The organism is Calothrix sp. FACHB-168, from assembly GCF_963889195.1.
Lineage (GTDB): Bacteria > Cyanobacteriota > Cyanobacteriia > Cyanobacteriales > Nostocaceae > Aulosira > Aulosira anomala_A.
Genome location: NZ_CAWPNJ010000013.1, coordinates 108,687 through 121,986, shown reverse-complemented (window position 1 = coordinate 121,986; position 13,300 = coordinate 108,687). Strand labels below are relative to the sequence as shown.

12 protein-coding genes and 1 pseudogene are annotated in these 13,300 nt (G+C 42.2%); 8 read left to right on the top strand and 5 right to left on the bottom strand.

Translation table 11 applies throughout. The features are described from left to right. Window positions 1-5 precede the first annotated feature (5 nt). The gene (locus tag AACW45_RS06990) at window positions 6-194 is read left to right on the top strand and encodes a hypothetical protein (RefSeq protein WP_190632352.1); all 189 of its coding nucleotides are present in this window, start codon (window positions 6-8) and stop codon (window positions 192-194) included. Window positions 195-302: 108 nt separating this feature from the next. Here the strand turns inward: AACW45_RS06990 and AACW45_RS06985 are convergent, their stop codons facing one another. Continuing rightward, window positions 303-848, bottom strand: a complete 546-nt coding sequence (locus AACW45_RS06985; protein ID WP_190632351.1) for an NADPH-dependent FMN reductase — start codon at window positions 846-848, stop codon at window positions 303-305. 193 nt (window positions 849-1,041) lie between these two features. Between AACW45_RS06985 and AACW45_RS06980 the strand changes: the two genes are divergently transcribed. From AACW45_RS06980 to AACW45_RS06970, 3 genes are all read left to right on the top strand, one after another. Next, on the top strand, window positions 1,042-1,167 hold the full coding sequence (locus AACW45_RS06980) for a hypothetical protein (protein ID WP_277880325.1): 126 nt from the start codon (window positions 1,042-1,044) through the stop codon (window positions 1,165-1,167). A gap of 168 nt (window positions 1,168-1,335) precedes the next feature. Further along, complete coding sequence (gene ftsH / locus AACW45_RS06975) at window positions 1,336-3,219, top strand: ATP-dependent zinc metalloprotease FtsH (RefSeq protein ID WP_190632350.1); 1,884 nt, start codon at window positions 1,336-1,338, stop codon at window positions 3,217-3,219. 411 nt (window positions 3,220-3,630) lie between these two features. Next, window positions 3,631-5,127 carry an ABC transporter substrate-binding protein gene (locus AACW45_RS06970; protein WP_190632349.1) on the top strand — a complete coding sequence of 499 codons (1,497 nt, stop codon included), beginning with the start codon at window positions 3,631-3,633 and terminating at the stop codon, window positions 5,125-5,127. Between the two features lie 33 nt (window positions 5,128-5,160). On the opposite strand, the gene AACW45_RS06965 is transcribed toward AACW45_RS06970, so the two are convergent. Beyond that, window positions 5,161-5,625: a hypothetical protein gene (locus AACW45_RS06965; protein ID WP_190632348.1), complete on the bottom strand. Its 465-nt coding sequence runs from the start codon at window positions 5,623-5,625 to the stop codon at window positions 5,161-5,163. Window positions 5,626-5,902: 277 nt separating this feature from the next. On the opposite strand from AACW45_RS06965, the gene AACW45_RS06960 reads away from it, so the two are divergent. The 3 genes and pseudogenes from AACW45_RS06960 (at window position 5,903) to AACW45_RS06955 (ending at window position 9,863) form a co-directional block, all read left to right on the top strand. Continuing rightward, the gene (locus AACW45_RS06960; protein ID WP_190632347.1) at window positions 5,903-8,557 is read left to right on the top strand and encodes an ATP-binding protein; all 2,655 of its coding nucleotides are present in this window, start codon (window positions 5,903-5,905) and stop codon (window positions 8,555-8,557) included. Continuing rightward, window positions 8,550-8,918, top strand: a pseudogene (locus AACW45_RS38385) (response regulator); the annotation flags it as partial. The gene AACW45_RS06960 and the pseudogene AACW45_RS38385, both read left to right, overlap by 8 nt. Window positions 8,919-8,948: 30 nt before the next feature. Next, entirely contained in the window at window positions 8,949-9,863 is a 915-nt protein-coding gene (locus AACW45_RS06955) for a sensor histidine kinase (protein WP_373462095.1), read from the top strand. A gap of 190 nt (window positions 9,864-10,053) precedes the next feature. Here the strand turns inward: AACW45_RS06955 and msrA are convergent, their stop codons facing one another. Together msrA and AACW45_RS06945 are read right to left on the bottom strand one after the other, a co-directional pair. Further along, entirely contained in the window at window positions 10,054-10,722 is a 669-nt protein-coding gene (gene msrA, locus AACW45_RS06950; protein WP_190632345.1) for a peptide-methionine (S)-S-oxide reductase MsrA, read from the bottom strand. 147 nt (window positions 10,723-10,869) lie between these two features. Then, window positions 10,870-11,106: an Hfq-related RNA-binding protein gene (locus tag AACW45_RS06945; RefSeq protein WP_242045727.1), complete on the bottom strand. Its 237-nt coding sequence runs from the start codon at window positions 11,104-11,106 to the stop codon at window positions 10,870-10,872. Window positions 11,107-11,285: 179 nt separating this feature from the next. Between AACW45_RS06945 and dapF the strand changes: the two genes are divergently transcribed. Further along, the gene (gene dapF, locus AACW45_RS06940; protein ID WP_190632344.1) at window positions 11,286-12,125 is read left to right on the top strand and encodes a diaminopimelate epimerase; all 840 of its coding nucleotides are present in this window, start codon (window positions 11,286-11,288) and stop codon (window positions 12,123-12,125) included. Window positions 12,126-12,579: 454 nt separating this feature from the next. Here the strand turns inward: dapF and AACW45_RS06935 are convergent, their stop codons facing one another. Then, on the bottom strand, window positions 12,580-13,242 hold the full coding sequence (locus AACW45_RS06935) for a DNA-3-methyladenine glycosylase family protein (protein ID WP_190632343.1): 663 nt from the start codon (window positions 13,240-13,242) through the stop codon (window positions 12,580-12,582). Window positions 13,243-13,300: the final 58 nt, after the last annotated feature.

Genomic DNA, 13,300 nt, shown 5'->3' with positions numbered 1-13,300 from the left:
TGTCAATGGTCAATGGTCAATGGTCAATGGTCAATGGTCAATGGTCAATGGTCAATGGTCAATGGTCAATGGTCAATGGTCAATGGTCAATGGTCAATGGTCAATGGTCAATGGTCAATGGTCAATGGTCAATGGTCAATGGTCAATGGTCAATGGTCAATGGTCAATGGTCAATGGTTGATGGTCAATGGTAAAAAATAAACAACTATTGACTTTGGACTATTGACTTTGGACTATTGACTTTGGACTATTGACTCTTGACTCTTGACTATTGACTCTTGACCAGCCAACTAAGTAAAAATTTAGCTTATTCCTCGAAGTTTGCGAGTATTATCAACTAAACTCTGAGCAAAGCTATCAAAGCGTTGGGAGAGTTGTTCATCTTTGAGTTTACCTTCAGGACTAAAAGCACCCCAAGCTTGTCCAATCGCAATTTGTTCAGGAATTACCCAACCATGTACCCAGCGCAAAATTAACCGTAAGTCATTAAGGGCGTTACTATTTGACTGTCCACCTAAGACGCTAATTAGTCCAGTCACCTTACCAGACAATTCTTCAAAGCTCAATAAATCCAGTGCATTTTTCAATACACCACTGACACCGCCATGATACTCTGGTGTCGCTAAAATTAAACCATCAGCATTTTTGACTGTATCCCGCAAACGTAGAACTTCTGGAAAATCTGGATATTCTTTACCACCATTGCAAAATGGTAGCTGCATCTGCCGTAAATCCAGAATTTCTACTTCTGCACCCAATACTTCTACCCTTTGTGCTGCCAGTTCTAAAGCAAGCTGGGTATAGGAGTTGGATCTTAAACTACCACCAATACCAACAATTTTCACCATAATTTCACCCACCAACTCAATAACAACATTTACTAAATCACTAGATATCTGCTAGCACTCAGATTTTTGAAAAGCGGAATCATTACGACTATGGCTATTTTAGCAATTTTGTTGAAAAATATGTCAAGAGTCATTAGAGACGCGATGAATCGCGTCTGTACAATAATCAGCAATGCCCAATGCCCAATGCCCAATGCCCAATGCCCAATGCCCCATGCCCATATTTTGTCAAAATAGATACCATGTATATAGCCTCATGGCGCATATAGCTACCTACCAATTTGCTAGGCTCAAAGTTGGGTTTATTTTCATTCCCTGATTTTAGGGACTGTATTCTGAAAACCTAATGAAAAAACTCTGGGAAATGGTTTTGTGTGGAAGCTAAACTAGATGAGAAAACATTTATTTCCCGTTATTTCAATTTTGGCTAGAAGAATAGGCATAAAAACAGCGCGCAGCTTTTGCCACCAGGAGAAAGGTAATTGTTATGAAAGTTTTAGGTAAAAAAGAATTGTACAAACAGCCATCGACAAAGCGTGTTTCTTGGGCTGGAGCATTAGCTGCCAGTTTGATATTATTACCGGGGATTGTCGCTGGCAATCCAGCCTTGGCGCAAAAAGCAGAGCGCAATTCCTTAAGTTATGGGGAGTTGATTAAAAAAACAGACAAGGGGGAAGTGGCAAAAGTCGAACTGGATGAGGCGGAAAATATTGCCAAAGTGTACTTAGTTGGGCAAAAAGATACACCGATTCAAGTGAAACTTTTAGACCAAAACACAGAGTTAATTAATAAACTCAAAGAAAAAAATGTGGAGTTTGGGGAAGTTTCTTCCGCCAACAGTAGAGCTGCTGTGGGGTTATTGATTAACCTGATGTGGATTTTACCACTGGTGGCTTTAATGCTATTGTTTTTGCGCCGCTCTACGAATGCTTCTAGCCAAGCAATGAATTTTGGCAAATCGCGAGCGCGCTTTCAAATGGAGGCGAAAACGGGAGTAAAATTTGAGGATGTGGCAGGGGTAGAAGAAGCTAAAGAAGAACTGCAAGAAGTCGTCACATTTTTGAAACAGCCAGAAAGATTTACGGCTGTCGGCGCAAAAATTCCCAAAGGTGTGCTGTTAATTGGGCCTCCGGGTACAGGTAAAACTTTACTCGCAAAAGCGATCGCAGGAGAAGCGGGCGTTCCCTTTTTTAGCATTTCTGGCTCAGAATTCGTAGAAATGTTTGTTGGTGTGGGTGCATCCCGCGTCCGCGATTTATTTAAAAAAGCCAAAGAAAATGCACCCTGTTTGATATTTATTGATGAAATTGACGCTGTTGGTAGACAACGGGGTGCGGGTATCGGTGGCGGTAACGATGAAAGAGAGCAAACTCTAAATCAATTGCTCACGGAGATGGATGGTTTTGAAGGTAACACTGGCATCATTATAATTGCTGCCACTAACCGTCCCGATGTCCTTGATGCAGCGTTATTACGTCCCGGACGCTTTGATAGACAGGTGATTGTTGATTCACCAGATTTAAAAGGGCGCTTGGATATTTTAAAAGTTCATGCCCGCAATAAGAAAATCGATCCTAGTGTATCTCTAGATGCGATCGCGCGCCGCACCCCAGGATTTACAGGCGCAGATTTAGCTAACTTACTCAACGAAGCTGCAATTCTCACCGCCAGACGCAGAAAAGAAGCCATTACCATCCTGGAAATTGATGATGCTGTCGATCGGGTAGTTGCAGGGATGGAAAGAACCGCCCTAGTAGATAGTAAGGCTAAACGGTTAATTGCTTACCACGAAGTTGGACATGCCTTAGTCGGAACCTTAATTAAAGACCACGACCCCGTGCAGAAAGTTACCCTGATTCCGCGCGGACAAGCACTAGGTTTAACTTGGTTTACACCCAACGAAGAACAGGGTTTAATTTCCCGTTCTCAACTCAAAGCGAGAATTACCTCAATTTTAGGTGGTCGCGCTGCTGAGGAAGTTGTGTTTGGTAAGCCAGAAGTTACCACCGGCGCAGGTGATGACTTGCAAAAAGTCACAAATTTAGCCCGCCAAATGGTCACCCGATTTGGGATGTCTACCTTAGGCCCCTTATCTTTAGAAAATCAAAGCGGCGAAGTATTTTTAGGGCGCGATTGGATGAATAAATCAGAATATTCGGAAGAAATTGCTGCCAAAATTGATGCCCAAGTCCGGGAAATTATCAGTAGTTCTTACCACACTGCAAAATCAATCTTGGAACAAAACCGTGTTGCTTTAGAACGCTTGGTAGATTTGTTATCAGACCAAGAGACAATTGAAGGCGAACTATTCCGCCAAATTGTTGCTGAACATGCGCAGGTTGCTGATGAAAAAGTAGCTGTATCTCATTAGTAGTCAAGCTTGAAAATAGGGGCTAGGGGCTAGGGGCTAGGGGCTAGGAAAGAGCAATTTTCATCAAAGGCGGCGGGAAACCTTCCCTTTCCCCCTGCCTTTTCCAGTCAGCTTTTCATCTATTTTAGATGGTATCCTTATTTGCGCTATAAAAATTTTTGCTACCACCAACAAAACTTTTAAAACATCCTCTAAACTCCATCCATTGTGGGTGGAGTTTTTTATGATGTCCTAATGTGACTATAACTATACAATCGCCTACTGGGATTATTTCAAGTGAATTGGGTAACTTAAGATAGCAGTCTTTGCAGACTTGATCCCAATATGGCAAATCAACATCTCAAGAAATTAAATCTATTCTTCTTTGTTATGACAATCCCAGTACGAAAACTTAGTTTCGCAATCGCGCTAATGGGATTAAGTCTAATCAGTGCTTGTAATCAGTCCATCACTACAACCAAAACATTGGAGGCGAAAGAACCACATCGCCAAGCTACAGCCGCAGTAGCCCAACGTTTTGATGGTACCACAGTCACCTTTGTAGCACTTAAATATCCCATTGGTAATGCTTTTGCAGCTCGTGCCAAAGAGTTTGAAGCCATGACTGGAGCGAAAATTGTCTTTAAACCGGCTGCTTTCGGGGAATTGTACGATTTCATTGCTAAAGATTACAAAAATAAAGCCAATCAGTATGACGTAATTGTCTATACCCCACTGTGGCTGCCTGACTTGGTGAATGCCAATTATCTGGCGGATATTAGCGATCGCGTCAAAACCGATCCAGTTTTGCAATGGAATGACATCACTCCCTTTTATCAAAAATATAGCGCCAGTTATCACAATAAAATCTATGGGCTACCTGTAGATGGCGACTACTATATGCTTTACTACCGGAGTGATTTACTGGAAAAGGCTGGTTTTAAGCCTCCTAGCACTTGGGATGAATATCTGGCCATTGCCAAACACTTCCACGGTAAAGACCTCAACGGAGATGGTACGCCAGATTATGGCTCTTGTTTACCAAAACTCCGCAATCATGTAATTAGCTGGGCATTCTGGTCAATTGCCAGTTCTTTTCTACAAACTCAAGGAACTAATCAAGGAGGCTTTTTTGATCCAGAGACAATGAAGCCGTTGATTAATAACCAAGCATTTGCCAAGGCATTAGCAATTTATAAAAAAACTGGAGAATACGGCCCCCCCGATGAGTTAAAGCACTCTATGGATGATACACGAGAACGATTTATCGGTGGACGGTGTGCCTTGACTATGGATCATGGGAATACAGGTACATTGACCATTGCGCCAGGATCGAAGGTGGTCGATAAAGTTGGTACTAGTATTCTCCCAGGTACGAAGGAAGTTTTAGACCGCAAAACTGGTAAACTCGTGACCTGCGACAAATTTAACTGTCCCTATGCAGTCAACGGTGTGAATCATGCTCCCTATGCAGCCTTGATTGGATGGACGGCTGGGGTGAATGCCTCATCTCCTCCCCAAGTGCAAGCGGCGGCTTATGCTTTTATCTCCTATGTCAGCCAACCTGCTCAGTCCAATGTTGATGTGACAGTGGGTGAAACTGGTTTTAACCCCTATCGGGTGTCTCAATTTTCCAGCAATCAAATTTGGGTAAAAGCAGGGATGAGTCCCTCGGCGGCGAATAAATATTTGGGGGGAATTGGTGCTAGTCTGAATAACCCTAACATGATGATGGATCTCACCATCCCCAACAACAACGGCTATCAACAAAAAATCTTAGATAGCGCAGTGGCAGACTTTTTAGCGGGTGATATCAATCTCAACCAAGCGGTGACAACCATCGATACAGAATGGGAAAAATTAACTGAAAAAATGGGTCGCAGTCAACAAAAAACGGTTTATCGAATTGGTTTAGGACTGAACCCATAAGTATTTACACAAAATTATTCAGTCAACAAGCATCTATTTGGAAATATCTTTTCTGAAAATTTTCTGCTCAAAACTTTGAAAAAGTTTTAACAACAGTGCAGTTCCCAGCCCCCAAGCTGAGTTCACAATCAATCCTGTGATGATCAAATTGGGTTGCCATCCACCAGCAATAGGCATTCCTTTAAGCGGTAAAACTACGAATAAAAAAACACTAGTAGGTGCGATCGCACTAAAGATGAGAGTCTGCCACCATGCTAATGAGGAGTTGGATCTCAAGATCAATACTGCGAGGATGATTCCCCAAATACCACCCCAAAATGCCAAAGATAAGACCTGTGGAACACCAAATGGTGGGGTAGGTTGTGTTGCATAGGCAGAAATTGAAATGAAGTTAATTGCATGAAGAATGGTTAACGCTACTTGGTGGAAAACCAACACAGCAAAAAAGCCAGCAGTAAATCCAGCCAGAAATTTAAACAATGTCTGATTCTGAGTCATCGGAAAATCCTTGAAGTTTTTAACTTCAACATATAGATAATTTTCTGGTCTATTCTACTGCCATAAAACGGAATGTTCATCAAATCTACTGTGTTGACATCAGCTTTTTGCTGGCGGTATTAAGAAAATTAATTTGACGTTATTAAGTTAAATGTACTGGGTATTCTAAATCAGATAAATAGCAAACTCAACCTGACTATATTTGGAATTTTGAATTAATTTATCAAGTTGGGTTAGGACTGAACCCACAGAGTATCTTGAGCGAGAACAAAAGAAAATGCAAAATTGGAATTTAAGTACAAAAATTGTGCTGGCGTTTTCTGCTTTAATTACGTTAGCGGCAGGCAGTTTAGCCTTGGGTCAATATTGGCAGTTACGCCTGAGTTTGCGACAAGCAACGAGCGATCGCCTGCTAGAAATTTTGCAGCTAGCTAAACCCCAGATTGACAGCGACTATCACAGTCTGGTCGTGCAGCCAAAGGATAAAGATACGCCATTCTACCAAATTAACGCCAAGCAATTACAGCAAATCCAGGCAGCCAGTAATGACATTCGGCATATTTATACAGTCCGTCCCCAAGCGAATGGTGAGTACAGGTATGTGCTAGATTACTCGCCAGACAATTCCACACCCGCAAAAGTAGGCGATCGCTTAGATCCAATACCTCCCCTCCTAGCAGCTGGCGGCTTGCTCAAACAACCCAAAACTGAGCGGGAAATTACTGTTAATAATAATGGCATCCCTGTGCTGTATGGTTATGCACCAATCACCGATCAATATAATCGCCAGGATGGTTTGCTGGTGGTTGAGTTGGATGCTAGACCGATTCTCCAACGAGAAATAGAAGCCCAAACAATTGCTCTAATCACCTTCATCGGCATTTTATTGCTGACTTTGGGGATTGTTTGGTGGTTGGCGCAATCTTTAGTGGTACGTCCTACCCTGAAGCTGAACCACGCAGCCAAGCAATTAGCACAAGGAAAATGGGATGAACCCCTACCTACGGAGCGACTTGATGAATTGGGAGCGTTGGCTCGTTCTTTTAATCACATGGCTGAACAGTTAAAAATATCATTTCATGAGCTAGAGGTTTACTCCCAAACCCTAGAGCAAAAAGTAGCAGAACGTACCCGCGAATTATCTGAGTCTCAACAGTTATTGGATTTGGTGATGAACAATATTCCCCAATCCATCTTTTGGAAAAACCGCCAAAGTGTTTATCTAGGCTGTAACCAAAGTTTTGCTAAAGTTGCTGGGGTGGAAATTCAGGAGATTGTCAATCAAACAGACTATGAACTGCCTTGGACAAAAGAGGAAGCTGATTTCTTTGTGGCGTGCGATCGCCGGGTGATGGATTCCGATACGGCAGAATTAGGAATTGTTGAACCCCAAATGCAAGCTGATGGTAAACAATGCTGGTTAGAAACGAGTAAAGTACCTCTCCATGACACCGAAGGTAATGTTATGGGAATCATGGGCATTTTTCAAGACATTACACCATACAAAGAAGCAGAAAAAGCAGCCCAGCAAGCCAGTCAAGCGAAAAGTGAGTTTTTAGCGAACATGAGTCACGAACTGCGGACACCTCTCAATGGCATCCTTGGTTATGCTCAAGTCTTGGTACGCTCCAAAAATCTTCCTGACAAAGAACTTCATGGTGTCAATATCATCTATCAGTGCGGCTCTCATTTGCTGAATTTGATTAATGATGTCCTGGATATTGCCAAAATTGAAGCCCGCAGATTAGAACTAGTTCCTCAAGCTGTTCATCTCCCATCTTTACTCCAGGGGGTTGTGGAAATTTGTCAGATCCGAGCAGAGCAGAAAGGGATTAATTTCTATTACAAACCTGACGAAAAATTGCCCACAGCTATCACATCGGATGATAAGCGTTTAAGTCAAGTCCTGATTAATTTATTGGGCAATGCTATTAAATTTACAGACCAAGGAAGTGTCAGTTTGCAAGTTGAGCTATTATCTTTAAACACCCAGACTACACGGTTACGTTTTGTGGTTGCCGATACAGGTGTGGGCATTGCCCCAGAACATATTCACAAACTTTTCCAAACCTTTGAACAAGTGGGTGATAAAACCCGCAAAGCCGAAGGAACTGGTTTGGGGTTAGCTATTAGCCAACAGATTGTGCAGTTAATGGGCGGACAAATCCAAGTTAAGAGTCAACTAGGGGTGGGTAGTGATTTCTTTTTTGAAGTTGAGTTTCCTTTGGCACTTGATTGGCAACAGCAACAAACGACAAATGCCAATCAGATCGTTGGTTACGCAGGAAAACGCCGCCAGATTCTGGTGATAGACGATCGCTGGGAAAATCGCAGTGTACTGGTAAACTTGCTCGAACCTTTAGGTTTTGTCCTCAGCGAAGCTGAAAATGGACAGGAGGGACTCGAAAAAATGCGCCAAATCCAGCCAGATTTGGTGATTACGGACATTGCCATGCCTGTGATGGATGGGCTAGAAATGCTCAAACAAGTGCGTCAAGCTGAGGATCTCCAAGATTACAAGGTGATCGTGTCTTCTGCCTCTGTCGCCCAAACTGACCAACAAATGGCTTTAAAAGCTGGTGGGGATGATTTTTTGAACAAGCCTGTAGATATGAATGAATTATGTAAATTACTAATTATTCATTTAGATTTGGTATGGATTTATGCTAATAGCCACAGTGATAATACTCCAATAACACAAATCGAATCGGAAATCGTTTTACCTCCCATCACAGATTTGCAAGTTTTACTGGACTTTGTGCAAGAAGATAATCTCAAAGCACTGCGGGAACACCTAGAATCCTTGATGCATTCAGACAGTCGTTACAGTGGATTTTCTGGGTCATTACTGAAACTAGCTAAAAAATTCCAAGCCGAAGAAATCGAGACATTATTGCAAAACTATTTAATTCAGGAAAAAAACAATGCCTAATAGCAGACGTATTCTAGTAGTTGATGATACCCCCGCCAATTTAGAAGTAGTGGCGGAAACTCTCACAGAAGCAGGTTACACCGTTGCCACAGTGATTGATAGCGAACGAGCTTTTAAACGAATTCAAGCCCATCCACCAGATTTGATTTTGCTGGATGTGCAAATGCCAGGAATGGATGGTTTTGAAATGTGCCAGTTGTTAAAATCTGATCCTGCTACTGCTTCTATTCCCATTATTTTTATGACTGCTTTAGCTGACATCGATAGCAAAGTCAAAGGATTGTCTCTGGGTGCAGTGGATTACATTACCAAACCCTTTCAAGAAGCAGAACTCCTAGCACGTGTAAAGACTCATTTGCAATTACACTATTTAACCAAGCATCTGGAACAAATGGTATTAGAACGAACAGCAGAATTAGAATCTGCTCTCAGGCAGTTATCCCAATCTCAACTGCAACTGATCCAACAGGAAAAGATGGCATCTTTAGGGGGGTTAGTTGCGGGAATTGCCCACGAAATCAACAACCCGATAGGGTTTCTTCAGGGCAGCATCGATAATGCCAAAGAATATGTGCAAGATATCTTGGGACATGTTGCCCTCTACGAGCAATATTGTCCCGATCCCCCAGTGCCTATCCAAGATAACGCTGAAAAAATTGATTTAGAATTTTTGAGTCAAGACCTACCCAAGCTATTGCACTCGATGACAGGTGCCACTGATCGTATCACCAATATCAGCACCAGTCTGCGTACTTTCTCCCGTGCGGATGTCGAACATCAACTCAGTGCCAATCTGCACGAAGGTATTGATAGTACTCTGTTAATTCTTAAGTACCGTCTCAAAGCAAATGAATATCGTCCGGCAATTGAGGTGATCAAAGACTATGGTGATTTACCCTTAATCTACTGCTTCCCAGGACAGTTAAATCAGGTGTTTATGAATATTTTGGCAAATGCCATCGATATGTTTGATGAAATGGCACACAGCCAATCATGGGATTACCTCACTAAACATCCCCAGCAGATTACCATTCAAACCCAACTAGTTGACGATCAGGTGTCAATCCGAATTCGAGATAATGGCAAAGGGATGAGTGACAGTATAAAAACTAAAATTTTTGACCATTTGTTTACCACTAAAAAAGTGGGAAAGGGAACTGGATTAGGTTTGGCGATCGCCCATCAAATTGTTACACAGAAACATCATGGGAGCCTGGAAGTGCAATCTGAGCTAGGTCAAGGTACCGAGTTCTGTATCCAGCTACCGATTTGTATTAACGTGAGTAGGAGCAACGCGATTTTGTGAGAGCGGACAAAACATAGGCGATGGCTAATAAATACATTTAGGCAAGTATAAGTATTTATCATTAAACCCAGTATTAAAACTGGTAAAAATTTTAGGTTCTATTCTCAGTATACTGAAAACTTTTGCGATCGCTAAAATTTAAAATTTAAATTTAGCTTGCAAGGCAGGGATAAACCCTGCCTTAACAATATTAACCACTGAGTTGGGATTCAGCAATTCCTACGGGACAGGAAACATTGGTTCCGCCTAAACCGCAATAGCCATTTGGGTTTTTAGCTAGATACTGTTGATGATATTTCTCAGCGTAGTAAAACTCAGGTGCAGGTAAAATCTCTGTGGTAATGTTTCCATAGCCTGCATCTGTTAGGGCTTGTTGATAAGCTGCCTTTGATGCTTCTGCTTGCTGATTTTGGGTTTCAGAATAGAAGTAAATTCCCGAACGGTATTGAGTTCCCACATCATTACCTTGACGCATTCCTTGGGTGGGGTTGTGGCTTTCCCAAAAAACCTTTAACAATTGGGAATAACTCACCACCGCCGGATCAAACACTACCAATACCACCTCATTATGACCGGTTAATCCAGTACATACCTCTTCATAGGTGGGGTTTGGTGTGTAGCCAGCAGCATAACCAACTGCGGTAGAATAAACACCTTTAACTTGCCAGAATTTGCGCTCTGCACCCCAAAAACAGCCTAAACCAAATACGGCTGTCTCTAATCCATCGGGAAAGGGTGGTTTTAGCGGATTACCATTGACATGGTGAGCCGCAGGTACGTGCATTTGTTCTGTTCTTCCTGGTAAAGCTTGCTCAGGAGTGGGTATTACTGTTTTCTTGCCAAATCCAAATAATGCCATTGATTTTTCATAAATATCTTTACATTAATTAATATTTTAACGATTATAGAGAGCGATCGCGGCAGACATCTGCAGAATTTGGGTTGTCAAATTTACCCGCAATTGTGCGAGTATATGCCGCTAATTTTGAGAAACATGAAGTCAGGGCTAGTTTTTTGGTTTAATATAAGCGATCGCGTGCTTCCAAATAGTAGTTTGCTCGCTGTGTTCATCTAAAATACATACACAGTTGGGATCTTGCCAGATGATTCTCCCTGTAAGTAAATCGCCTGTCATCAGTTTCAAATCTACGTGAGTTGTATTTTTAATCAAATTTTGGACTTGGCGAATACTCGGTAGAGAAGTATCAAAATCCGTAGGCATTTTGGCTGGTGATGGATGCATAGGGGAAAATGGTGTAATAGGGGATAGAGAAGGGGGCTAGAGAAGGAGGACAAGGGGGACAATTGTACAGACGCAATTCATCGCGTCTCTGACAATTGTACAGACGCGATTCATCGCGTCTCTTTTCTGACAACTAACATTCAACAGTAACTAATCTTTGATAATTCATCCTGGGATAAATGGCAATCGAATTTACTAAGTATCACGGTTTGGGGAATGATTTTATTCTCATTGACAATCGCTCTTCATCAGTGCCGGTAATCACTCCAGAGCAAGCTATTAAATTGTGCGATCGCCATTTTGGCATCGGTGCTGATGGTGTTATTTTTGCTTTACCTGGGGAAAACGGTACTGACTACACCATGCGGATTTTTAATTCTGATGGTTCGGAGCCGGAAATGTGCGGCAATGGAATTCGCTGTTTAGGGGTGTTTTTAGCTGATTTAGAAGGGGAATCGCGAACTAAAGATTTATATCACATTCATACTTTAGCTGGCGTGATTACACCCCAACTGATGGCGGATGGTCAAGTTAAGGTAGATATGGGTTTACCTAAATTACTAGCCGCAGAAATTCCTACTACTTTGAGTGCTGGAGATAGCAAGGTAATTAATCAACCGCTAGAGGTAGGGGGAAAAACTTGGGAAGTTACCTGTGTCAGCATGGGTAATCCTCACTGTATTACTTTTGTGGATAATGTCGCGGCTATTCCCTTAGAAAGTATCGGGCCTCAGTTTGAACATCATCCAGTTTTCCCTCAACGGACAAATACGGAATTTATACAAGTTGTCAACCGCAATTACTTAAAAATGCGTGTTTGGGAACGAGGTGCAGGTATTACCTTAGCTTGTGGTACTGGTGCTTGTGCTTCCTTGGTTGCTGGTGTATTAACTGGAAAATGCGATCGCACCGCAACTGTAGAACTCCCTGGCGGCCCCTTGGAAATCGAATGGTCAGAAATTGACCAACGGGTTTACATGACTGGCCCGGCTGAGAGAGTTTTTACAGGTAAGTTATAGCGTTGACGGTTGACGGTTGACGGTTGACGGTTGACGGTTGACGGTTGACGGTTGACTGTTGGGGACATCCAATTTTTTAAATACCCAATAAATTTGTAGTGCGAGCATCTTGCTCGCTTTTTAACTACGAAATATGGGTAATGTATTTTTTGTAAGTCCCTTGACTGTTGACTGTCAACAGCCCTCACGATGGATTGTGCTACTTAAAAGCACAATAGCTTACCCAATACTGCTCGGTTAAGCTCAAAAACCTTAACCCGCGTAGGTTGGGGAGCCACTGCGTTGTCCGGGTTTCCCGGCTTGTAGCAAGTGGCGTTTGAGGAACGTAGACGCGGAGCGGCTTCCCGCAGGGTAACCCAACATTTGGTTAGCTCTGTTGGGTTTCGCAGAGCCTCAACCCAACCTACAATTTTCCTTAACCGAGCAGTATTGATAGCTTACCCATATCTACTAGCTAAACTTGATTTACTTTTGCTTTAACCGTAATAGCACTGAGATAATAGTGCCAAAGTATTCTCGTGGCTACTGCTCGCCAAGGTCGCCATTGTTGGGCGATCGCTTCAATTTCTGTGGGTTTGGGGCGGGTTGTCAAACCTTTGAGCTTTTGGATGGCGATCGCAATTCCTAAATCGCCTTTGGGCATGACATCAGGACGTAGTAGCGCCATTAATAAATAAATATCTACTGTCCAATCACCAATGCCTTTGATCTGCTTTAATTCGTTTCTAATTGTCATTTCCTCCATTGTTTCTAGCTTAGTTAAATTCAGTTGACCTTTGACAATGGCTTGGGCTAATTCACGACAATAAAGTATTTTTTGGCGACTAAATCCAATATTTCTTAATTGTATATCTGTTAATAGCAAAAAATTTTCTGGTGTGAGCGGCGAAAGCAGATTACATAAACGGTTAAATACAGCCTTTGCCGCAGCTAAGGAAACTTGCTGTTCAAGAATAATTTGCAATAATGTCGCAAAACCTGTAGGGCGTTCCCAAAGCGGTGGCTGACCAAATTGGGCGATAATCTCGGCAAAATCTCGGTCATCATTAGCTAAAACCGTCAAAGCGTGGTTAAAGGTTTTGGGTGTTAAGCAGAGGATTTCTGGTGGTTGAGTCACGTGATTACTCCTAGAGCAATGTTTGGTGCTTAAAATTACAAATTGTCTATAATATGAA